The organism is Arcicella sp. GW821-FHT09D11, from assembly GCF_059416265.1.
Genome location: NZ_JBWKOV010000009.1, coordinates 90,403 through 114,514, shown reverse-complemented (window position 1 = coordinate 114,514; position 24,112 = coordinate 90,403). Strand labels below are relative to the sequence as shown.

Annotated in this window: 12 protein-coding genes; 1 reads left to right on the top strand and 11 read right to left on the bottom strand. The window is 35.8% G+C overall.

Going from position 1 to position 24,112, the window contains the following annotated elements; translation table 11 throughout:
* Window positions 1-32: 32 nt before the first annotated feature.
* On the bottom strand, window positions 33-4,091 hold the full coding sequence (locus AC07N0_RS20010) for a hybrid sensor histidine kinase/response regulator transcription factor (RefSeq protein ID WP_494590697.1): 4,059 nt from the start codon (window positions 4,089-4,091) through the stop codon (window positions 33-35).
* A gap of 381 nt (window positions 4,092-4,472) precedes the next feature.
* Here AC07N0_RS20010 and AC07N0_RS20005 point away from each other — a divergent pair, with 381 nt between their 5' ends.
* Entirely contained in the window at window positions 4,473-4,613 is a 141-nt protein-coding gene (locus AC07N0_RS20005) for a DUF6088 family protein (protein ID WP_494590737.1), read from the top strand.
* Window positions 4,614-4,697: 84 nt separating this feature from the next.
* Here AC07N0_RS20005 and AC07N0_RS20000 read toward each other — a convergent pair whose 3' ends face one another.
* The 10 genes from AC07N0_RS20000 to AC07N0_RS19955 form a co-directional block, all read right to left on the bottom strand.
* Window positions 4,698-5,321: a pyridoxamine 5'-phosphate oxidase family protein gene (locus AC07N0_RS20000; RefSeq protein WP_494590696.1), complete on the bottom strand. Its 624-nt coding sequence runs from the start codon at window positions 5,319-5,321 to the stop codon at window positions 4,698-4,700.
* 8 nt (window positions 5,322-5,329) lie between these two features.
* On the bottom strand, window positions 5,330-5,506 hold the full coding sequence (locus tag AC07N0_RS19995; protein WP_494590695.1) for a hypothetical protein: 177 nt from the start codon (window positions 5,504-5,506) through the stop codon (window positions 5,330-5,332).
* A gap of 67 nt (window positions 5,507-5,573) precedes the next feature.
* A complete protein-coding gene (locus tag AC07N0_RS19990; protein WP_494590694.1) occupies window positions 5,574-6,104 on the bottom strand; it encodes a TetR/AcrR family transcriptional regulator in 531 nt (176 codons plus the stop codon).
* 316 nt (window positions 6,105-6,420) lie between these two features.
* Window positions 6,421-10,524 (bottom strand): hybrid sensor histidine kinase/response regulator transcription factor, encoded by a 4,104-nt coding sequence (locus tag AC07N0_RS19985; RefSeq protein WP_494590693.1) that lies wholly within the window; start codon window positions 10,522-10,524, stop codon window positions 6,421-6,423.
* 396 nt (window positions 10,525-10,920) lie between these two features.
* A complete protein-coding gene (locus AC07N0_RS19980) occupies window positions 10,921-13,074 on the bottom strand; it encodes an endo-1,4-beta-xylanase (RefSeq protein WP_494590692.1) in 2,154 nt (717 codons plus the stop codon).
* 28 nt (window positions 13,075-13,102) lie between these two features.
* Window positions 13,103-14,059 carry a DUF5627 domain-containing protein gene (locus tag AC07N0_RS19975; protein ID WP_494590691.1) on the bottom strand — a complete coding sequence of 319 codons (957 nt, stop codon included), beginning with the start codon at window positions 14,057-14,059 and terminating at the stop codon, window positions 13,103-13,105.
* Between the two features lie 40 nt (window positions 14,060-14,099).
* The gene (locus AC07N0_RS19970) at window positions 14,100-15,890 is read right to left on the bottom strand and encodes a RagB/SusD family nutrient uptake outer membrane protein (protein WP_492804096.1); all 1,791 of its coding nucleotides are present in this window, start codon (window positions 15,888-15,890) and stop codon (window positions 14,100-14,102) included.
* A 43-nt stretch (window positions 15,891-15,933) separates the two neighbouring features.
* Window positions 15,934-18,960 (bottom strand): SusC/RagA family TonB-linked outer membrane protein, encoded by a 3,027-nt coding sequence (locus AC07N0_RS19965; RefSeq protein ID WP_494590690.1) that lies wholly within the window; start codon window positions 18,958-18,960, stop codon window positions 15,934-15,936.
* A 49-nt stretch (window positions 18,961-19,009) separates the two neighbouring features.
* Window positions 19,010-20,899 (bottom strand): RagB/SusD family nutrient uptake outer membrane protein, encoded by a 1,890-nt coding sequence (locus tag AC07N0_RS19960; RefSeq protein WP_494590689.1) that lies wholly within the window; start codon window positions 20,897-20,899, stop codon window positions 19,010-19,012.
* A gap of 14 nt (window positions 20,900-20,913) precedes the next feature.
* Window positions 20,914-24,063, bottom strand: a complete 3,150-nt coding sequence (locus AC07N0_RS19955; protein WP_494590688.1) for a SusC/RagA family TonB-linked outer membrane protein — start codon at window positions 24,061-24,063, stop codon at window positions 20,914-20,916.
* Between the last annotated feature and the right edge of the window lie 49 nt (window positions 24,064-24,112).

The window sequence follows — 24,112 nt, the reverse complement described above, 5'->3', positions numbered from 1 at the left end:
GCTTTATTATGCCTTGAAATAAGGAATGAGCTTTATTTGCCTCTTTTTAACTTAATATATTCTGTAGGCGAAATTTCGTATTTGATTTTAAAGGCACGCGTAAAATAGTTTGGATTTGAAAACCCAGCTTCATACGCAATTTGTGAAATTTTCATATCACTTTTTTCAAGCAAAGGTAGCGCTTTAGTCAATTTAATTGAACGAATATACTCTATCGGGGTTTCACCTGTAATCTTCAAGAGTTTACTATAAAGCGTCCCTCTACTCATATTCATTTTCTGGCTTAACTCTTCAATAGATAGCTCAGAATCATGAATGTGTTCATCAATGTATTTGTTTATTTTTAATAAAAATTTTTCGTCTTCTAAAACCACTTCTGTTTCAGTGGTTTCTATATTAATTTGCTTCTTATAAGTATTTTTGAAAGTACTGTTTAGTTTTAAAAGGTTATCTATTTTAATACTCAGTACCTCAAAACTGAATGGCTTAGTCAAATAGTCATTTGCTCCTGTTTTAAGTCCTTCTAGTTGCTCTACTTCATCTGTCAAAACAGTTAAGAGTATAACGGGGATATGCTTTGTTCTTTCATCTTTCTTTATTTTGTTAACCATTTCTATTCCATCCATATTGGGCATATTTACATCACTCACAATGATTTCTGGATGCGATGATAATGCCTTTTGCCAGCCCTGTTTCCCATCTGCTGCTTCGATGATTTTATACTTTGATTTTAAGCTTTCCCTTAAGAATATACGTAGGTCGTAACTATCGTCTACAATCAGTACTACAGGTTTTTCTGTAACGTCAATTTCTTCTTCACTCTTGTGTATATACGACGAGCTTTCAGGTTCTATTTTTTCGTCCTCCTTATTGGTTTGGTTAATTTTTTGTTGCTCCTGAATAAAAGGGAAATATAGGGTAAAAACACTTCCTTTATATTCTTCGCTTACTAATTTGATGGTTCCGCCATGTAACTTAACAAACTCCTGAGCAATAGATAATCCTATTCCACTTCCTTGATTAAGGATATGAGCTGGACTACTTACTTGGATAAACCTTTCAAAAACTTCTGCCTGCATGTGCTGAGGAATACCAATGCCTGAATCACCAATGATGAGTTCGACACCACTATTTGATATAGACTTGATATGACAATACACATTACCATTTTCGTTCGTAAACTTGATAGCGTTTGAGAGTATATTTATTAAAATACGCTCCATTTTATTTTTATCAAAATATGTATTATACTCCTCAATAGTACTGGCAAATTCAAGATGAATGTTTTTTTGCGAGGCAATGTACTTAAATGAATCAAAGATTTCCTTCACCAAAGGAACAAGGTCTTGTAGCATTAAATTTAGCTTGAGTTCATTTTCTTCAATTTTCCTAAAATCAAGTAATTGATTAACAAGATTCAAAAGTCTTTTTGAATTTCTATTGATAAGATTTAGCATTTCAATTTTATCATTGCTTTTCTCTCTAAACAAAAGGTTTTCGACTGGATTCAAAATTAAAGTAAGGGGTGTTTTTAATTCATGACTCAAATTGGTCAAGAATTTGATTTTTAGTTGTTCCAACTCCATTTTACGTTCCGCCTCTGTTCTCTCCTGTTCAAGTGCAAATTCATTTTTTAATTTTTGTACTCCCCTTCTCCTTATCATCCATAAAGTAAATATCAATACTGCCAAATATATTATATAAGCATAATAAGTACGCCAAAATGGTGGGTGTACATTAATAAGAATGGTTTTTTCTGGGGTTAGCCAAGTGCCATCCTCACTTTTTACTTTCAACCTAAAAATATATTGCCCTGGGTCTAGATTAGTATAAACAGCAGTCGTTACAGAGCCAACATTGTTCCATTCTTTATCAAAGCCTTCAAGCTGATAAATGTATTGGTTTTCATGCGGAGCAGTATAATTTAAAGCGACAAAGTCTAAAGAAAAATTTTGTTTATAGCTTAAGTTGATTTCCTTGGCTAAAGTAATATCCTCTTTAAGTTCTGTATTTTCAGTAGGGTTAGCTCGTTTATTATTGATTTTTATATCGGTAATCACAACCGATGGCGTTTTAGTATTTTGAAACAAATGGATAGGGTTGAAAAAATTAAAGCCATCAAGCCCTCCAAAATACATTTCTCCTGTCTTTGTCTTGATTCCAGCACCTACATTGAATGTTGTATTTTGAATACCATTTCGATACGTAAAATTCTTAAAAATCTTTTTACTTAAATCAAACATAGAAATTCCTTTGTTAGTACTCAGCCAAAGCTTTCCAGCATTGTCTTCTAATATTTTGTAAATAACATTATTAGAAAGTAAGTGTTCCTCTCCATACTGCTCAAATTTTCTTCTTTTTTTATTGTACAAACATAATCCTTCTCCCCACACACTCACCCATGTTCTATCGTGTTTGTCTGAATAAATACTTAGTATTCTATGGATGGGGAAATTATCATTCTTTTGATTAAAGGTAATTAATGTATGTTTGTCTGAATTATAAATAATGAGACCACTTCCGTTTGAGCCTACCCAAATGTTCCCTTCTTTATCTTCTTCGATTGCTGTAATGTAATCATTTAAGGAATACTCTTTTTTGAGTTGTTTATCCAGTATATCCCTGAAAGGAACGAATATATTTGACTGGGCCAAACAAACATACAAGCCTGCACCATTTGTACCAACCCAGAGGTCACCCTTCGTGTCTGCTTTTAAGCAATTAATCACAATAACAGATTTATTCAATTTGTCTCTAATAGCGAACAAGGGTTTTGTTAGATGTGTTTTTTCATTGATACTAAATATTCCTTCTGTGCTTGTGCCAACAATCAAATCATCCCCTTTTTTTTCTAAAGCTGAAATATTTTTAATCTTTCCCTGAGAAGAGTAAATACCAACATCGTGGAAAACATTATTTTTAGCATCAAAAATATTAAGTCCTCCCCCATCTGTACCTACATAAAGACTACCAGAAGTACCTTCTGCAAAAGCCATGACAGAAGACCCTTTTAATCCGTATGATTCATTGGGCAGATGGAATCTATGCTGAAAAAAGGCTAAATTTTTATCATATTTATTTACGCCTCCGTTGACGGTAGCGAACCAACTTATACCGTCTTTCCCAATATAAATGTCTTTTACCTTATAGCCAGCAAAGCTTCCAAAGGGATTATTTTTATCTGGCAATAGGCTCTTAATTCTTAATGCTGTACGGGTTGTAATATCAAAAATTGATACCCCATTTTCTGTGCCAACCCAAAGGTTTCCATTGCTATCAAAAATAACTTTATTAATGATGTTATTGCTAATCGTTTCATCGTCAGAATCAATACTTTTAAAACGCTCAACCTTACCTGTGGTAGGATTCATTACATTTAAGCCTAAGTTGGTACCTATCCATAAGTTCCCATTTCGGTCTTCCGTAATAGCTCTGACGTTATTATCAGAAAGTGAATTAAGGTCATTGTTTTGGTGAACATACTTTTTTACCACCTCTTGAGTGTGGTCAAGTAAATATAAACCTGATTTTGAACCAACCCAAATTTGTTTTTTTCTATCTTCAAATATGCAATAAATCAATTCTGAAGCTACATTTTTTGTAGTTATTTTATGAGTATTAAAAGCCTTCGTTTTTCGTGTTTTAGTATCAAAATAAAAAAGTCCATTGTATGTACCAACCCATATATTGCCCAAATGATCGGAAGATAGCGTATGTATCCAACCTGTTTTGGTAAAATCAAAATTGGTAAATTTGTCTGAACTCCTATTATATAATGCCAACGTTAACTTAGTTCCTATCCATATATTTCTATTTTTATCTTCAGTAATACCCATTACTTCTCCCCTTCCTATGCTTTCTTTTTCATTTTGTTTATGCCTATAAACGGTAAAATTTTGTCCATCAAATTTATTAAGTCCGTCTTCAGTACCAAACCACATAAAGCCTAATTTATCTTTATAAATAGCATAAACTGTATTTGAAGCAAGCCCATCTTTGCTATTAATATTGATAAAGTTATAGTTTTTTACTTGCCCAAAAGATTGTTGGAACAGCAAAAGTAAAAAAAGAAGGAGGTATTTTTTTGTCATGATTAATCACGTTATTCATTCAATAATAGGAATACTATCTCTCTGAAAGACAGTATTTAAAAGAAGCTATATAAAACAACAAATAATTATCAATCTTAAATATTGATACATAAACTAAAAAGGAAATGTGTAAAATAGACACAAATGTAAGAATACATATCAAAACACTCATCCTATTGTTTAAAATAATATTATAAAAATATAATTTTATCCCTTTCCCAGAATATATAAATCTTATTTTTGTTTCAACTAAAGGGAAATACGGGTTTTACTGCGATTTCTACAGCGTCTTTCACTAGTTAAAGTATTTATACAAAATAAATACTCGATACACAGTACTAATGATAAAACACTCATAAAAATTAAAAAAGCAAAACGTGAATATTAGGTACGATAAAGCCAACAACAGAAGTAATTGCAAAAGCAATCAGTAGGAGAGATAAAGCGAGCATCATACAAACAAGTGTGGCAATTAGTGAAATTAACACTTTTGATATTCAAGCCTTAAAAGAAATTCAATAAAGAGTTTATTGTAATAAAATAATAATATAAGGTATTTCAAGTTATAGTAATAGAGACAAGATAACATAAAGGGTTCAATTGATATTATTCAATCAAACCCAATTTAGCCTTCAAATCGGTAATTTCGGCTTCTAAGTTTTTGATGTGTTCGTATTGAGGTTGTAAAACGACTTCAATTTCTTCAACTGTAAATCGTGGTGTAATATGTTGTGGGCAATTCCAGTCATATGCTTCAACATGAAATACCATTAGACGTTCTGGACGAAATTTATAACCTTCCAAATCAAGCAAATGATGTAATTCTGGGTTATCTTTTAGCGCTACAATTTCGGCTTTAGCATATATTTTTAATCGTTTTTTATTGGGATAGTCTATTAAAAACAGTGCTACTTTGTTGTTAGTTGCCATATTACCCACCGAGATATACTGCATATTTCCTTTAAAGTCAATAAACCCCAACCGATTTTCATCTAATACTTTTAAAAAACCCTTGGGGCCACCACGGTGTTGAATATAAGGAAAGCCATTTTCGCCCATAGTTGCCATATAAAAGCTATCTCTTTGGGCAATAAAATTTTGTTCATATTTGCTTAACCCTTCGTATATCGTTTGGCTTTCCATACGGACATAGTTTGCTCTGCTACCAAATTGTTCTTGTAATTTTTTGGCAGCCGAGCTAAATCCGATTTCTGCAAAATTCTTTGCCATAGTTTTAATTATTTATGTGTGTCTGTATCTTCATATTGTGCCAAAACTTTATCCCATAAAGTATCACCACATTCGTCAGGAATAACTACTTCTTCATCTTTATCATGAAGTTGAACTTGCTTTGGCTGACTTGCTAATAATGTTGCTAAGTCTAATTTTTCCGGTTTCTTTACTGTATTTTTCATTGCTCTTTTGTTAAAAATAAATTTTAATTAAAAACAGACTTGTCTGTTTTATCTTTTGAATAAAAAACTATAATAATTTTTCTACGATTCTGCGAGTAGCTTCAATAGTCCAATCTTCTTTAAAAACTTTACTGCTTGCCAAAGCTCCTTCGAATAGTATATATAATTCATCAGCAAGGGCTTCATTATGAATAGGTTCAAGAATTTCGACAAACAACTCACGTATTTTATTCTTTTGGTCTTGAATTAAAATAAGTATGTCTTGGTTGTTTTGTGGAATTTCCGCTGCAATATTTAAAAAATGACAGCCGTTAAAGTTTGTTTCATTTGAAAATTTGACCAGAAAATCAAAGATACTAAGCACTTTTTCTTGTGGTGTTTGTTTTTGGTTGACTATGCTTCTTAAAACCTCATTTGAACTAACGGAGGTATTTTTCAAATAGCTTTTCAGTAAATCGACTTTTGAAGGAAAATGAGCATATAAACTGGCTTTTGCAACGCCCGCTTCCGCTATTATTTGATTGATACCAGTTGAGTTATAACCCTGTTCATAAAATAATCTTGCAGCTGTATTCTCTATGTTTTTTTTTGTTTCCATTAATTTCTTTCTTTTACATAACAAATGTAATTGAAAGTTTTTACAAATCATACAGACCTGTCTGTTTTTTTATTTAAAAAATTATTTTTTGTCTTATAAAATTGTAGCTCAATATTTTTTTGGGAGCGATTTTGATAAAGAAATGGTAATAGCATCTAATGCTACTCCAAAACAATTTAACGGCTTCGTTATTTACTAATAGTAAAAATAATATTTTGATGATAACTCGCCCTTTTAATTAAAGAGAGTAGTCCATCGTATACAGTAACCGCCTCATAGGTTAATATATACGACAAACAACTCTTTTTTAATCCAATTATTCCGAATCAGCTAACACTACATTCTTATTGAGCATCACGTATTCAGATGGAGAGATATTGTATTTTGCTTTAAATGCTCTGGCAAAATAATTTGGGTTAGAAAAGCCCACAGAGTACGCAATTTGTGAAATTTTTATATCGTTCTTTTGCAAAAGCGTAATTGCTTTCTTCAATTTTTGCGACCTTACATATTCTACAGGAGTCTCACCAGTAAGGCTTAAGACCTTACTATAAAGTGTTCCTCGGCTAACAAACATGGCTTTACTCAATTCTTCTACGGATAGATTCGGGTTTTCGATATGTTCTTCCACATAACGCGAAAACTTCAACAAAAACTTCTCGTCTTCAGAGACAAACTCTGTTTCTGGAGTCTCCAATTGAATATGTTTACTGTATGTATTTTTCAATAAACTATTCAAACTAAGCAAGTTCTCTATTTTAATGTTGAGCAAATGAAAATTGAATGGTTTCGACAAATAATCACTCGCACCTGACTCCAATCCTTTCATCTGGTCTGTTTCATCAGATAAAACAGTCAACATAATAACAGGGATATGTTTTGTACGGCTATCACTTTTAATTTTGCGAACCATCTCTACACCGTCCATCCTAGGCATATTAACATCGCTCACTATTACCTGAGGATGGCATGACAATGCCTTTTGCCAACCCTTTATACCATCGGCAGCTTCTATTATTTTATATTTTGTTTTCAAACTTTCAACTAGATAAGCTCTTAAGTCGTCGTCATCATCCACAATCAATACAACAGGCATATCAATTTTAGGAGGCTCGTTTTTAGCAAACTCCCCAATCAAATCAGAAGTTTCATTTGAAACTATTGGAGAAGTAGATTGCTGGAAAGTAATAGGTAAAAGTGGTAGAGAGATGGTGAAAGCACTTCCTATATCTTCCTCACTTTCTACTTTAATGGTTCCGCCATGAAGTTTGATAAACTCCTGAGCGATTGAAAGCCCTATGCCACTTCCCTGATTTAATATGTCAGCATTGTTATTTACTTGGAAAAATCTTTCAAAAATCTTGTCGGTCATATCTTTAGGTAATCCAATTCCAGTATCCCGTAGAATCAACCTAATCCCTGTTTCGCCATCGCCTGCAATTTGAAGGCTAACACTTCCGCCTTCATTTGTGAATTTTATAGCATTAGAAAACAAGTTGATCAGCACCCGCTCTAGCTTATCCTTATCAAAGGAAGTATGATAGTTACTATATGAACTTACAAAATGTAGCGAGATATTTTTCCTTACAGCAATGTATTTGAACGAATCTACTATTTCCTGCGTGAATGTAACCAAATCGCCTTCCGTTTTATGCAAGGTTAATTCATTCGCTTCTACCCTTCTAAAATCAAGCAACTGGTTCACCAAATTCAAAAGCCTTTTGGCATTACGACCTATCAAATTAAGCATTTCTAGTTTTTCAGTACTTTTCTCTTCAAACATCAGGTTCTCAATCGGATTCAAAACGAGCGTTAATGGTGTTTTTAGCTCATGACTTAGATTAGTCAGGAATTTAACCTTGATTTGTTCTAGTTCTATTTTCTTCTCTGCCTCGTGTCGTTCCTTTTCAATCATATGTTTTACCTCCAAACGTTCCTGTTCTCTGGCAAATTGATTCTTTAATTTTTGGATTCCTCTTCTTCTAATCAACCAAAGAGAGATTACCAATGTCATTAAATAGAAAAAATAGGCATAATACGTCCGCCAAAACGGAGGTTTTACAATGATATCGATAACTTTTTCGGGTGTCTGCCATGAGCCATCTTCACTGTATGCTTTTAATCTGAATATATATTTTCCTGGGTCAAGATTTGTATAAACGGCCGTATTAGTCGTTCCTACTTGGTTCCAATCTTTGTCAAATCCTTCTAGTTTATAAGAATACCTGTTTTCATGCGGAGCCGTGTAATTGAGGGCTATAAAGTCTAAAGAAAAGTTTTGTTTATAGCTCAATACCATTTCTTTTGCTGTCGAGATATGCTCTGTTATTTCAGCATTTTCACCAGGATTTATCTGTTTATTATTAATTTTCAGACTAGTAATTACCAGTGTGGGAACATTCTTTTTATGGAAAATAGTAGCAGGATTGAAGTAGTTAAAACCCGCCAATCCACCAAAAAACAATTGCCCATCAGAAGTTTTCAAACCAGACAAGATATTAAAGTTGCTTTGCTGAACCCCGTTGTAATGTGTGAAATTTCGAAATACCTTTTTCTCAGGGTCAAATGAACTAATTCCTTTATTGGTACTTATCCATATTTTTCCTTTTTCGTCTTCTAAAATTTTGTAAACAACATCATTGGACAAAGAATTGCTTTCATCAAAGCGTTCAAATGTTTTTGTTTGAGGCTTATATAAACAAAGCCCCCCACCCCATGCTCCAACCCATATTTTGCCAGAACGGTCACAGTAAATACTTTGTACCTTGTCCATCGGAAGTCCATTAGTACCGTGATTTAACACTTGAAAACGTTTCTGAGTTGGGTAATATACGGCTATTCCTGAACCGTTTGAGCCAATCCAGATATTTCCCATTTTATCTTGCTCAATAGTGGTGATGAAACCGTTCAAAGGAAATTTCTGGGCAGATGCTAATTGAAAAACTTTATCAGAAGATTCCATAACATCCCGCTGTGGATCATATAAATAAACCCCATTACCATTTGTTCCCAGCCAAATTTTACCATTCTTATCTGCTTTTATACAATTGATAGGTACGTTTGCAGCGTCCGTTGTGTTTTTGGGAAGGTGAAAATGTCTTAAAGCCCCGGTCGTCATATTAATGCTATATAAGCCAACCTGATAGGTTCCTACCCAAAGGGTGTTACCCACTGATTCTAAAGCGATTATAGAGGCTGTATTTGCTTTTTTGTCTTTTAAATCATAACGTCTTATTAAGCCCGTTTTTCTGTTAAATACATTTAGTCCTGCTCCTTCGGTTCCAATAAAGATATCTCCAGAAGGACTTTCGGAAAAGGACATTATTGAACTGCCCGTCAATCCGTTAGGATCAAAGGGATTAAATTTTTTATAGTTAAAGAAAGTTAGATTAGTATCGTATTTATTTACGCCACCTTGATGAACACTTATCCAATATACACCATTATCATCAATGTAAATATCCCTAATTGAGCGCCCAGAAGCACTAGGTGTAAATCCATCTTGCTCTACAAGCGAACTTTTTACACTGATTGCTTTCTCTGTTTGTGGATTAAATATATCGATGCCTATTTCTGTACCTACCCAAAGCTGTCCGTCTTTATCAAATACTATCTTAATTATATGATTATTAGAAAGTGAATTAGGGTTGTTTGAATCATGTTTGTAACTACGGAAGGTGCCTTTTTTTATGTCCATTACATTTATGCCACCTTCTTCGGTACCAATCCAAAGTTTACCATACTTATCAGCAGTGATACTCTTGATATTGTTCCATGAAATACTTGCTGGATTATTCGGATTGTGTAAAAATCTTGTAAATCGTTCGCTCTTTCTGTCATAAACATGTAAACCATCGTTAGTACCAACCCACATATTGTTGTGACTGTCTTCAAACAGGGAGCGAACCATATTTGAATTTAACTTTGAAGGGTTGGAAGGGTCAGCTTTGAACTCTTTCGTTTTTTTAGAGACAGGGTCAAAAACAAATAATCCAGAATAGGTTCCCACCCAAATTTTACCCGAATGGTCAGCATATAAACATATAATCCACCCGAGATTACTAAAGTCATAATTAATAAATGAGTTCAAATTCAGGTTATAAACAGACAAGGTCAAATTCGTTGCCAACCAGATGTTGCCAGCTTTATCCTGAGTCATTGCTGTTATTGGTCCACTTCCGATACTTGTACTATCGTTTTCTTTATGGCGATATTCTGTGAAATTTTGACCATCAAACCTGTTGAGTCCATCTTCAGTACCAAACCACATAAAGCCATTTTTGTCTTTTATAATGGCATTAATAGAATTGGAGGTGAGACCATTTCTGCTACTGAAATTAATAAATTTATATTCTTTCTGTTGCCCATGAATCCAATGAGCAACAAAAACAAAAATTAATAAAAAGTAACATTTCTTCATTTTTATATTCTTTAACACATCAACCATCGCTTAAATATTCTCATTATAGTAATTACCTAATTCAACATAATGTTGTTTTAGGTCATATCGGATACTACCATTAGTAGTCTCTATAAAAGCTAATTATTCTTAAATCTTACTGATAATACAATGTTTTGTTACAATCTCCCTCTAAAATAAACAGAAGAATTAAGGTAAGAACTTATTATTGCATTTAACAAATCAGCTTAATATTCCTTGATTTTTTTAAAAAGTGGTTAGGTAAAATACTCATGCCCATTTATTGAAATAATCCCTAACAAATTGCTAGGGATTATAAACAAGTGGTTATATATTAATGGATAGGGTTATATAGTAAATAGTTGCTTATTTTTAAAGGATAAACGCTTTTCCTTATTATTTCATATTTGCTTTGATAGATTCAGCTACGTAAGAATAAGCCACTTTTCTTACATAATCTTTTGTCCAAATACCAATTGGCTCATCAGCTCTCCAGCTTGAATTCGCAGGGCTGTCTAGTGGACTCCATATAGTGATACCATATCTTTGTGCCGCAGGTATAAGCTCAAAATATTTGTCTATCACATATTTATACATTTCTGCCTGTGCCTGATACTGTGCTTGTGTTGCATTGGCAGTTTTTATGTTACCTAAACCAATATCCAATTCTGAAATTTTAATCACTTTTCCTGTTGCGGCTAATAGCTTAAACATATCTGCTATCTTGGTTTTATCCGACTTGATGTCAATGTGCATTTGAGTACCAATACCATCAACCTTTACTCCTTTTCCTTCGATATAGCCTACATAAGCGATTAATCCACGACATTTATCCAAATTGTATTCTAAGTTGTAATCATTGATGAAAAGTATATCACTAGCATTTCCGTATTTTCTAGCTAACTGGAAAGCAGTTACTGCATAATCTTTCCCCATGTAATCTTGCCAATAAAACTCATCAGTGGCTAAAGTTTTGCCTACGCCTGTTTTAAGTTCGTAAGGTTTGCCATCGTCCATTGGTTCGTTTACTACATCCCATGCTTTTACATAAGATTTGCTCACGCCTAACATCCCTGACATCCAAGTATCTAGTGCATTGGTAACAAGAATGCTTTTTTCTTGAGCTGTTTTTTCAGCGATTGTTACTGCACCTCCCGTTGCTTTTGAGCTTTTCAGTACTACATTATCGATATACACCGTTCCTGCAAATTCACCATAGCTAAATACAAGTTTATTTCTGTCAGCGGCAGTGGCTGTAGTAGAAACATCAACTAATTTCCATTCTTTCGTTACGGCTATCTGACCGAACCCATTAGAAGCATAACTTGGACTTTGAAGTTCTGGTCTAATGATTCCTTCTGCTGTTCCTTTTACCCAAAATGATAAACTGTATGATTCACCATTATTAAGATTTTTACCTAAATCAAGGGCAGTCTGAGCATCCCAATAGTTTGCTGTCTTTGCAGGCATTGTTACATAAAATGCCTTGCCTTTGTTATTATATCCTAGTCCATCAGCAGTGACACCTCTACTTGAGTTACCTCCATAACCTCCCCAGCCAGAACCTGTTTCAAAATCACCATTGGCTACAAGGTTAGTAACAACGGCTGTTCCTTGTGTATCATATACATACAGATTATTTACATCTATGTAGTAGTTTACATTAGGTTTGTATCCTAAGTCAAAGTTAAGCTTGATAGACGTTCCCGTAAAATCACTTACTTGAAACCTTACTTCCTTCCAAGAAATACCTGTCGTAAAAGTAGCTGATGCTTTTCCAGTTTTCATCCAATCTACTTGAGGAGTATTATTTGTTAAACCCTCAAAAGAAATTCTACCTTCTCCTGCCACATCCGATTTAATGTAGCATACTATTTCATATTTGTGTCCAGCTACAACATTAATGCTTGGGCTTACCAATTGTAAGGCCGTCGCTGACGAAGAGCCAGCGGCAGCAGTCAGTTTTATAGCTTTTGTTCCAGTACCCATTCCAGTGTTATTCGCTACCGAAATACCTGCACCATTGTTTGTTGCATTCCAACCCGAAAGTACTCCGCCTTGCAGAGCGGAAGTATTCAGGTCATTAGGAAAAGAAGGAGCCGTAACTGTCAATGGAGCAATCACTCCTTTGAGATAATTAGCATTTTGATTAGCATGCCAACATAATGTATGTCCATATACAGCAATACCACCATCTTTGGCTGTTGCTAATAATTTACTGACGTTATCTAGCGCTAGGCTACCATCGGCTTGTACTACTGCACCATGCTTCATTTCATAGCCTAAGACTATTTCATCAAAGTTTTTATTAGCAAGTCTGTACATTACGCCCTTGTTAACATAGTCAGACAAGGAAAGAGCAACCCCAAATTTAAAATTGGGGTATGTAGTGCGATTGATATAAGATTTTAATGCGGGATAAGCATCAATATCTTCCTGAGCAACAGCGCTTTCAGGTTTGGTGACGCTGAACTCTAGCGCCTCATATTTGGTACAAGAAGTCACCATCAATGTGGTCAGACCTAGTACTACTTTATATAAATTATTCATAAAATAACGGTTCTAGTTAGACAAATTATTATTTTGCCACTGGCGAAAAGGTTTCCATTGTTACTGTACGGTCACGCATCACGAGTGTATCTGTTGAGGATACATTCATTCCTGCAAGATTCACTTCATACTTTAGGTATAGAGCATCTCTGTCCTTATTCCCCCAACTGTTTTTCTCTCCTTTTTTCACAAATGTGCCACTACCAGTTGCAGTATAACCACTCGTTAATGAAGAAATTGTACACTTGTCGCTTTCAAATTTTAGTGATAGTGTTATATTGATGTTCTTACCATCTTTATCTTTGAAAACTACTGGAAACTCAAGTTCGCTTAACGATTTGGTAGAAAGTTTGTTAACTTCATCTTGCTCTACGTATTGTGCATGGCGAACTATCGTTTTATTCATAGTACCTGTAACAACATCCTTTCCACGTCTAAGGTAATTTCCATGCCAAGTATTCACATATTTGATAGCATACAAAATAAAGTGTTTGCCATATAGTATTGAATCGGCATTAGCTACGCTAGTCATCGTTAAAGGAATGACATAGGTATTTTTGATTGATTTTGGGTCTGCAAAAAATGCATCTGTCAATTGTACATCTACTCCACCTGCTAAGGTCCCTTTAGGAATAATAATCTTATCTGACCCTAACGAATAGTAACTATTAGGCATAGGAAGTACCTCGTCTTTTCCTGTTCCAAACAGTAAACCGCTTTTTAGTAGTGAATTATCAACGGCAATTTTTATTGTTACGTCTTTTCTACTTTCGTAAACCCCACCTGTTGAAGCATAAATCTGACATTTATGTTTATTATCCAAATCAGTATTCACATACGTATCCTCTCCTAAAGTAATGGTTCTTACAGGATACTGATAAGCGAAATATACAGTTTGGTATTTGTAATCCGGGAACTCATTTTCCGTATTGCAGGAAGCAAGTCCAATCAGGATTAGTACCGACATTAAAACTAATTTCTTCATAAATATTAAATTTTGTCAATAATAAAATTATAGCTGATTATTAATTCCACCCTTCGTTTTGCTCAAGTGCAGGGAACTTCAGTATTTCTGAATAAGGAATTGGGCCGTATTTCATATAACTCTGGAATACTCTGTCTTGTACAACAGGAATTAAAGTATAAACACCATTTTGGATACTCACTCCTTTTGCTGGTTCGGTAAGTCCTGCATTCCAGCGACGTAAATCCCAGAATCTAAATCCTTCAAAACAAAGTTCTAAGCGGCGTTCATTACGAATCAATGTTCGCATCGTTTCCTTATTACCTTTAGCACTTTCCAGATAAGCATCATTGTTGGTTGTACCAATCCCAGCTCTTCTACGGATAGCTCTGATAATATCATAAGCTGAATAAGCATTTGTACCCGTACCCGTTGGTCCCCAAGCCTCGTTTGCTGCTTCTGCATAAGCCAACGCAATTTCTGTATAGCGAATATGCGGTTTGTAATGACGCTGATTGGTGGCAGATGTAGGGTTAAGGTTTACATCTTGACGTAACAGTTTTCGCAAATAATAACCCGTTCTTGTCGAAGTAGCTACTTTGTTAAGTGCATCATTGGTTGGGCCATTAGCAGTAGTGTTGATGGCCGTATTATTTACCCCAGCAGTTGCACCATTCACCAGCACAAACATTTTCAAGCGTGGGTCACGATTAGTATATGGGTCGGCAGGGTTATAACCACTGTTAGCATCATTAATCGGATAGCCATTCAGCATTGGAAAAGCATCTACAAGGTTCTGAGACGGGTTGATACGTCCGTTACCAAATAATGTTGGTGGAAAATTAGCTTGCTCTAAATCTCTATTTTCTCCCCAGTTATTTCTCCACAATATTTCAGGAGGATTAGCCCCGTCCTTAATATTAGCAATCTCTGTAGTATTAGCATACCAAGTAAGACCACTCGCTGCATTACCTGTTACGGCATTCAACCCTCCATTCGAATTCAATACATTGGCGGCATAGTTGGCGGCATCTGTCCACTTACTTGTATTGCCATTATTAAACGATGGGCTGGCTGCCAGCAATGCAGCTTGTGCTCTTACAGCTTTAGCAATACGGCCAGTAAATAAACCACTGAAGGTAACTCCGAATGCACGGTTATATTGCTCAATCGTAACTTGACCATACTTTGTTGGTATCAGAGATTCTTGTCCCAATGAAAAATTCTGATAGTCTAAAGGAAGCTTTACATCGGCACTGTCTAAATCCTGATAAATTTGTTTCATACAATCCTCAAAAGAAGCTCTCGGAAGATTATAATTATCAGAAGTTGTCTGTGGCTTAAGTAAAATAGGTACGCCTAGCATCGTTCCGCCTACCCCTTTACCTGCGTGTGTTAGCAAAAGATGGTACATCAATAAAGCACGAAGCCCATAAGCTTCACCTTTAATTCTAGTAGTAAACAATCTATTAGCAACAGGATCAGTCACCCATTGAACTTTGTTTACTTCTCCCAACATAATATTTAAGTATTGGATTCCTGCAAAACAATTTGTCCATTGGTTAGTAGGATTATTGTTTGCCGTCCATTGCCCCGTTGCCATTTTTAGATAGCCATTGTCTTGGTCATTACTTACGGCATCATCAGTTGCCACATCATTAAAAGACCATGAGTTCGTCGGAATTCTATTATATCCATTCAGCAATATACCGAATGGAAATCTTGAGTCGCTTGGTAAATAAGCACTAGGGTCTAACTGCCTGTTATTCTCAATAGCAGGCTCTATTAGGTCTTCACATCCGGTCAGCAATACAGCAACGCAAACCAGTAGTTTTAATATTCCTTTATTCATATAAAACATAGTATAATATTCAAAATATAATATTTTCAAAAACTTAGAAAAGGGCTTTTACACCTAAATTGAACAAACGTGTTTGTGGTGCACTTCCCACACTAAGTTCCATGATTTCACGATTGTCTGACACAGTTAGCAGGTTAAAGCCAGTGACATACAATCCAAGTTCACGTACAAAAGATTTCATCTTTAATACATCCGTCAAATCATACGTTATCTGAACTTTACTCAAGTCAAAACGATTCGTTTTATAAATCCAGAAATCAGATGAACGGAAGTTATTATCACTTGTCAAAGTGGTAAGTCTTGGATAGGTGGCTGTTAGTTTTGTTGCTTCTGTCCATCTATCTCTCACTACTGCAGAATACTTATCTTCACCATCCACCCAGAAATAAGAGTTATTACGCATTCCATTAGCCCCAAAACGACCAACACCCATTGCGAAGAAAGTAAGCTTTTTCCATTGAGCAGTAAGGTTTATACCTAAAGTAAGCGGAGCACCGAACCAACCACCTTTTCCTAAAGAGACTTCGTCTCGGCTATTAATAATACCATCACCGTTTTGATCTTTGTATTTAATATCGCCTGGCTTTACTTGTCCGTATGTTTGCGTTGGAGAGTTTGCTATATCGTTTTGATCTTGGAATAACCCCAAACTTTGTAAGCCCCACAGAGCATCAAGTGGTTTTCCTTGACGATTTTGATAAGCATCTTCGTATAATTCTGCTCTTTTAGTAGCAGTAGTTTGGTAGTATGTACCATTCACGCCCAATGTCCAATTTACTTCACCATATTTTTTATTCAAACTAGCACCGAAGTCAAAGCCAACACGTTTGTCTTCATTATAATTTACATAAGGAATAAAAGAAGATACTGGAAAGCCAGTTGTGAAATAACTTGGAAATAAAACAGATGCTTGAATGATATTTCCTGAAATTGTATTGGCAAAGAATGTTCCGTTTAAGGTTAATAATCTTTTGAAAAACGAACCTTCGAATCCAATACTAATTTCTTCTCTTTTAGGGAATTTCATGTTAGGGTTATCACCTCTTCTTGATTCAGTAGCTTGAATACCCGTACCATCTTTCCAACCATACCATGAACCAGCACCAGTATAAACACCTTGATATAAATAGTAATTTGGAATATCAAGATCTGTATGTAAAATACTAGCAGAAGCTGTCAACTTCAAATCGTCTACGATATCTGAATTTTTAAGAAACTCTTCTTCACTTAATCTCCAGCCTAAAGTAAGTGACGGAGAAAATGCTTGACGATTACTTGGAGGAAGTTTTGCAGAATGGATATAAGCCGCACTAAAATCCATGTAGTATTTATGCTTGTAATTATAGCTTGCTAAAAAACCTAAATTCGCATTACTGGTTTTATGGTAAATCGCAGATTCTGATTGTTGAAACCCATTAGCTAATAAAATAGCCGATAAATGATGGTCTTCGTTAAAAGTTCTATCATAATTTAACTGTCCTGAAAATGCAATCGTTTGGCGATATCTATTTCCTGATACATTCTGCGTGCCAGATTTTGCATCTTGGCCATACACTGTAAGACTACTAATTAAGTCGGTTCCGCTATACTTATTCCAAGCAGGTGCATAAGTAGCATAAGAATAATTATAAGCTAACGTATATTCTGTAGCATAATCAACAGCAAAACTAGATTTAAAACTCAAGCCTTTCAACACATTTCTAAGGTCTGCTTTAATCCCCGTATTAAACTGGAATTGACGGTTAGCAAATTGGTTACTACCTCCTGAATAAATGGTAGCGATAGGATTCGTTTGGTCTAATTGAGTACCTCCAAGTAAATATTGTCCATCGATAATATTATTACTGTTTTTGATTAAAACCTGTGATGCCGCATCTTCTTGTTCAATCAGACTAAGGGGAATAAGTGGTGAAAAACGATTCGGACGAACTGTTGTTGCACTACTCCAAAAGTTAGCATTTACACCACGACCAGTATAAAAAATAGCAGTAGCATCAGCATTTAGACTGATAAACTCATTCAAGTTTACATCGATATTTCCACGGAAATTAAGACGGTCTGAATTATTGTTATTTTTCGCTTCTCCAAAGTTCAACAGTGAGCCTGATGTTGCAAATCCTAAATTTGTATAATATTTAACTCTTTCATTTCCACCTGAAATTTCGGCAGTAGCGTCATAGCTACCATAGCTACTTTTTAGGTATTCTGATGAGTAAAAATCTATATTAGGATAACGATATTTATTGATTCCTGAGGCGTGGTTGTAAATATCAGATTCAGAATACAAATTCGTTAATCCATCATTTCTACGTGCTTCATTATATAAAGTCATATATTCCGCTGAACCTAAATAACGTGGAAAAGCTTTAGGAACATTTACACCACTGTTAATTCTAAGGTCAAATCTACTTTGACCTGCTACACCTCTTTTTGTAATTACATTCACTACGCCTTTGGCACCACGGCTACCGTATAGTGCCACAGCGTTAGCTCCTTTCAAAAATACGATTTGCTCTATCTCGGTCGGCATTACGTTTCCAGTCTCACGAGGAACACCATCTATCATGAATAGATAACTTCCCATTCCCCAATTGCTGTTTCCATTAAACCCTGGGACTAAAGACTCCATACCATCTAATGGGTAGGTAAAGTAATTCTTCTTAAGAAGCTCCTTTACATTTACAGATGCTACTCCACCAAGCAAATCTTGCTTATCAACATTACGGAAAGGAAGAGCTACTTGTTCTTGGTTTTCCTCGGGTGCGATAACGATTTCACTGATTTGTTGGTTAGCAGTGATATATTTGGTTTTAAAACCTTTCGCAGCAATTGATAATACCTCGTTTTTAGGAACTTCAATACTGAAAGTACCCAAAGCATCTGTGGTGACAGCTTTCCCGATTTCTTCAGAGCTACTTACAATAGCGCCAATAACGGGCTGTTTATTCGAGCCAACAACGGTGGCTTTAATTTTAATCGTCGAGGCATTCTGCGCCATTATCGTAGCTTTTGAAAAAGCCAGTAATGCACATAAAACCATAATTATTTTTATAAACTTCATTTCTTGTTCGTTTATCTATTGATTATCTCATTATATGATTTGCCTCCCATTACCAGCCAGGATTTTGAGCAAATTCCAGATACAAATTCACGTCATTAACCTTTAATGGCAACCAATTATGCTTATCAGTGAACTTGCGCTCTAATATGACAGACTCTCTGATGTTCAAAACTCTATTGTCTTTAGGGTCTTTCGCTGGATCCAATGTAGCTGCTCTATCAAATTCAATTGATTTCTTAAGCGTATAAGGACTTTTAGCAATCATTAACCAACGACGGAGGTCATTGAAGCGATGACCTTCAAAAGAAAGTTCAACAGAACGTTCACGTCTTAATTCTTCCATATAAACATCCAAAGAACCTATGAACTTAGCATCTACGTGTCCTACTCCTGCTCTATCTCTAATGACGTTGATAGCATCTACAGAAGTTTTAGAATAACTTCCTGCTTTACCCATAGCCGAACCATAGCCCTGTGCAGCAGCTTCAGCGTACATTAGATAAATATCTGCCAAGCGCATATATGGCAAGTGAATGTTAAGACTTTTATCATAACCGTATCCTTGGTCATACTTGTTGGCTGTTCTTGGAACAAACTTAAAGAGCAAATATCCTGTGCGACTACCTGTTGAAATATCACGATAAGAACCTCCAGTATGTAAATTGGCATAACGGTTGTTCACTTCAGCGGCATTTGGAATACTTCCTGCTACCATTCTCACGCCATCGAAAATAATATCATTGTAAAAACGTGGGTCTCTTCCTTTCCAAGGATATTCAGGATTATAACCAGACTCTGTGTCAGCTTTTGTAATATCCTTAATTGGTAATCCATTAGCCATTCCGTAGTTGTCAACATAATTGGCTGTTGGCAAAAACTTCACATCGCCTTCACTGATAATCTGTGGGCTATATTGTTTACTCGTTCCCCAGTTTGAATTATTTGCACCATAGTATGGCCCTCTGAAAATGGCTTCAGTTCCACCTGGCATTTGCCAGTTCTGACCAGTCGTATAGAAGTTAGTATAATATTGTGCAAAAGGAACTAAGCGGTAAGGAGCTTCTCCACTCTCACATAAATTAAGTAATTCAGCAAATGCATCAGCCGCCTTTTTGCAATATTCAGCATTGTAAGTAGTACCGCCGCCTGAGACTGAATTCATCAATGGACTACCAGCCCAAAGATAATTTTTCCCCAAATAGCCAAGTGCCATAATCTTGTTGATACGCAATGTGTTTTTGCCCAATGTCCTCTTACCTGCCGTTGTGTTGTCCCAGTTTGTAGGTAATAAGTTGGCCGCTGCTCTGAAATCCGCGGCTGCTTTATCGGCACATTCGCTGTATTTAAGACGAGGTAAGGTTAATTTCTGATCTCCAGGTAATACTTTGTCAATATATGGAAGCCCTCCAAAATACTGCATAAACATAAAGTGATACCAACCTCTAAAAAATAGCAATTGACCTTTAATTAAATCTTTTTCTTCTTGTGTGGCATCAGTCAGTTTGTCTATGTTTTCCAAACCTAAATTAGCCTTACGGATACCGTACCATCCTAGCCCCCAAAGTGATTTTGCAAAGCGGTCATCGTTGGTTACATTACTGTTACGATCCATCCAACCAGCTTGCCAGCCGTCAAAATTGCGTTGCCAGCCCCAAAAATCACCATTATCAATTTTTACACCAAAGTGAAAGTTTTGAGCTGTAGATTGGATTTCATCCTCTCCCCAGTTAAAAGAATTGGTCCAGTAACCATTAGAAAAGTCTGGAATAGTATGATAGAGTTCTTCGGTAAATCCCTGAAAGTTTACAAAGTTTTTAAAGGCATCTTTTTCAGACACAAGAGATTGAGGATCACGATCCAAAAAATCTGAGCATGAAGTAACTCCAAAAGTCATAGAACAAACTACAGCTACACACAAAAGTTTTATTCTCTTTTTCATGTTTTTATTATTAATTAGAAAGTAATGTTTAAACCTAAATTATATCTTTTTACTGTTGGATAAGCTCCTTGTGAAGCCCAACCAGTACCAGCAAAATTAGACTCCCTATCATCTGGCATTTTGCTCCAAGCAATAAGGTTATTACCATTTAGGTAGATTCGCAGACTACTAAGTCCTAATTTTCTACTAATCTCAGGATTTACAGTGTATGCTATTTCAGCATTTTTTAATCTTACATAAGAGCCATCGTACATATACTGTGTACCTCTATAGTCCCCGAAAGGTGTTGTTAACCAACGTGGAATAGGCGTTCCGCCAGTATTCGTTGGCGACCAGTATGCACCTTCTTGATAAACTGTATGGCTTTGTGAACTTAAACTTGTGAAAACCACTTGACGAGTAGCATTATTCACCGCATAAAACTGTGCAAAAACTGAAAACCCTTTCCAATCAAAGCCAAAAGTAGCGTTGTAGGTATTCTGTGGCCAGCCAGTGTGTCCATAAGGAATTCTATCTTGCGTGTCAATAACTCCGTCTCCATTATAATCAACCAAGTAGTAGTTACCTAATAATTTTTGGTTGTCATTTACATTGTGCATCGCACTTCCATACAACTGATCCCAGCTATTATACATCCCTTTGCTTACGAATGAATAAGCTTGATCAATCTGCATACCTTCTGGTTTCTGATAATCTGGTAACAATTCTGGCGTAGCACGTTCAATAATTTTGTTTTGCGTATGCGTCATGTTAAGGTCTGCCCACAAACGGAACTTCCCTACATTTTTATTAAAATGAAGTTCTAATTCATAACCGCTTGCTTTAACAGCACCTAAGTTGGCAACTGGCGGAGATGCCCCAAAATAACTTGGTACGTCTGATCTTCCTGTTAACAAAATTTTACTTCTATTATCCTGAAAGAAGTCTGCTTTACCTTTCACAAAACCTCTGAAAAGTTCAAAGTCTAAACCAAGATTGAATTTCTCTGATTGTTCCCATTGAACGGTTGGGTTACCTACTGTAGACTGCGAGTACCAAGTATATGGGCTTTGTTCAGCTCCTTCACCACTTACACCCAATCTTGATGTTCCACCATAAGACCATTGCTCAAGATACGGCCATCTTACACCTAGGTTATCAAACCCTGTTTGTCCGTAAGACATACGAAGTTTCATAGAATTGATGAATTTCACCGAATTCATGAATTTTTCGTTCGATATTACCCAGTTAGCACCCCCAGAAGAGAAAAAGGCAAAACGGTAATCTTTTGCAAATTGCTCAGAACCATTATAAGCACCATTGTACTCTACTGTGTACTTATTGTTGAATGTATAAGTAGTTCTAAATACCCAGTCTTCTCTATATGAAGGAATTGTACTACCGCTAGCATACACGTTTCTGTTTGTCAAGCCCATCAAAGTCACATTATGTAACCCTGCAAACGTTTTGTTGTAATTAAGCTGTAACTGATAAAACAAACGACGCTGGCTAGCTCCGATAGTCCCTGCAGCTGGAGCCCACTTGATACCCTCTTGAAAGTCAAAACCTGTAATACCGTCAACAGCCGATTGGTAGGTTTCAATGCCCGTTTCAGGATTTACCCACTTACGTTGAGTTCCATTATAAAGGTCATTGACACCACGATCTGATTCTACAAAAGTATTATCTAACGACACAGTACCCGAAGCTCTCAAGCCTTTCACAAGCATATCCAAATCTTGGTCTAGCGTAAAATCTGTCGTGATGCGGGCAGTGGTTTGATATTGCAGACCACCAATGGCAAGACTTAATGCAGAGTTTTCTGCTTTAGCTTGGTTTGGATAGTAAAAGCCCCATGAACCATCAGAATATTGTGGTAAAAACAAGTCTGGAGCAGCATTATAAGCATCAATCCATGGCCCGTACTGACTTCCAGAGAAGCCCCATGGGCTTTTTCTAACGCCATAAGAACCCGAAAGGTTGGTTTTAAAAAGCGTAGTAGGTGTTAATTGAAAATCTAAATTACTACGAACATTCAGCCTATTAAAGCCAAAGCCTTGCTTGTACCCTCTTTTATTATCATAAATTTTAAATAAATCGGCTTCTTGTAAAAAATCTGCACTGGTAAAATATTTCACAAGATTTGTCCCCCCGCTGATGTTCAAATTAGCATTATTAGATATCGCATACGGCTTAAACAATGCTTCTTCCCAGTTAACATTTGGATAACGTTCTGCTTCCGCTAAATTTGCTGGATTACGATACTTATTAATAATCTGTTGAGGTAAGTAATCTCTCCACCCTTCTGGTCTTGTCGCAAGTTCATACTCAATTGCTTCATTTCTAATTCTTAAAGCATCATATGAATCATACTTTTCGGGTAATTTAGACGGAGCTTTTACAATGGTATTTACGACAGCTCTGATTGATGCCTTTCCCATTTTACCTCTTTTGGTGGTAATTAAGATTACCCCATTCGCACCTCTTGAACCGAAAACGGCTGTAGCTGATGCATCCTTAAGTACAGTAACTGTTTCAACAGAACTGATATCAACGCTGTTCATAGGACGCTCAACGCCATCCACTAGAATTAGTGGGTCTGAATTGTTCCAAGAGCTACGACCACGAATGATAATCTGAGGGTCTTCTGCACCTGGAAGGCCAGTACTTGCATTCGTAATTAAGCCTGGTACATTTCCAGTCAAGGCTGCACCAATACTTGAAACACCCCCTGCTCGCTCTAATTCTTTATTCGTTGTTTGGGTAACAGAAGCTACAACACCTTCTTTCTTTTGTTTTCCATAACCCACAACCACTACCTCATCTAATGCAGATTGAAATTCTTCTAATACTACATTAATACTTGTTTGGTTACCTACTAAAACCTCCTGTGTTTTATAGCCAACCGAACTGAAAACCAAAGTTGTCTTTGGCGTAGCAGCAATGGAAAATGCTCCATCTTTACTCGCACTAACTCCACGAGTAGTTCCCTTAACACTAACGGTTGCTCCAGGTATTCCTTCTCCTGAAGCGGACTTAATAGTCCCTTTTACTGTTTGAGCTTTTAATGAAAAGCTCGAAAAACCAATTAAAAGCGATATGCACCATACAACTAAGTACAGCTTTTTTCGCGTAATTGGAATAGATAAGTCAAATTGCTTCATACGACGATAAATATGATTCATTTAATAAATAATATAATATTTTCGTACAAAGTAAGAGAGTAGTATAAGA

Coding starts and splice junctions, on each gene's coding strand:
- AC07N0_RS20000 (WP_494590696.1), bottom strand. CDS start 5,321: ATGGCAAAGAATTTTGCAGAAATCGGATTTAGCTCGGCTGCCAAAAAA.
- AC07N0_RS19990 (WP_494590694.1), bottom strand. CDS start 6,104: ATGGAAACAAAAAAAAACATAGAGAATACAGCTGCAAGATTATTTTAT.
- AC07N0_RS19980 (WP_494590692.1), bottom strand. CDS start 13,074: ATGAATAATTTATATAAAGTAGTACTAGGTCTGACCACATTGATGGTG.
- AC07N0_RS19975 (WP_494590691.1), bottom strand. CDS start 14,059: ATGAAGAAATTAGTTTTAATGTCGGTACTAATCCTGATTGGACTTGCT.
- AC07N0_RS19955 (WP_494590688.1), bottom strand. CDS start 24,063: ATGAATCATATTTATCGTCGTATGAAGCAATTTGACTTATCTATTCCA.
- AC07N0_RS20010 (WP_494590697.1), bottom strand. CDS start 4,091: ATGACAAAAAAATACCTCCTTCTTTTTTTACTTTTGCTGTTCCAACAA.
- AC07N0_RS19960 (WP_494590689.1), bottom strand. CDS start 20,899: ATGAAAAAGAGAATAAAACTTTTGTGTGTAGCTGTAGTTTGTTCTATG.
- AC07N0_RS19970 (WP_492804096.1), bottom strand. CDS start 15,890: ATGAATAAAGGAATATTAAAACTACTGGTTTGCGTTGCTGTATTGCTG.
- AC07N0_RS19965 (WP_494590690.1), bottom strand. CDS start 18,960: ATGAAGTTTATAAAAATAATTATGGTTTTATGTGCATTACTGGCTTTT.
- AC07N0_RS19985 (WP_494590693.1), bottom strand. CDS start 10,524: ATGAAGAAATGTTACTTTTTATTAATTTTTGTTTTTGTTGCTCATTGG.
- AC07N0_RS19995 (WP_494590695.1), bottom strand. CDS start 5,506: ATGAAAAATACAGTAAAGAAACCGGAAAAATTAGACTTAGCAACATTA.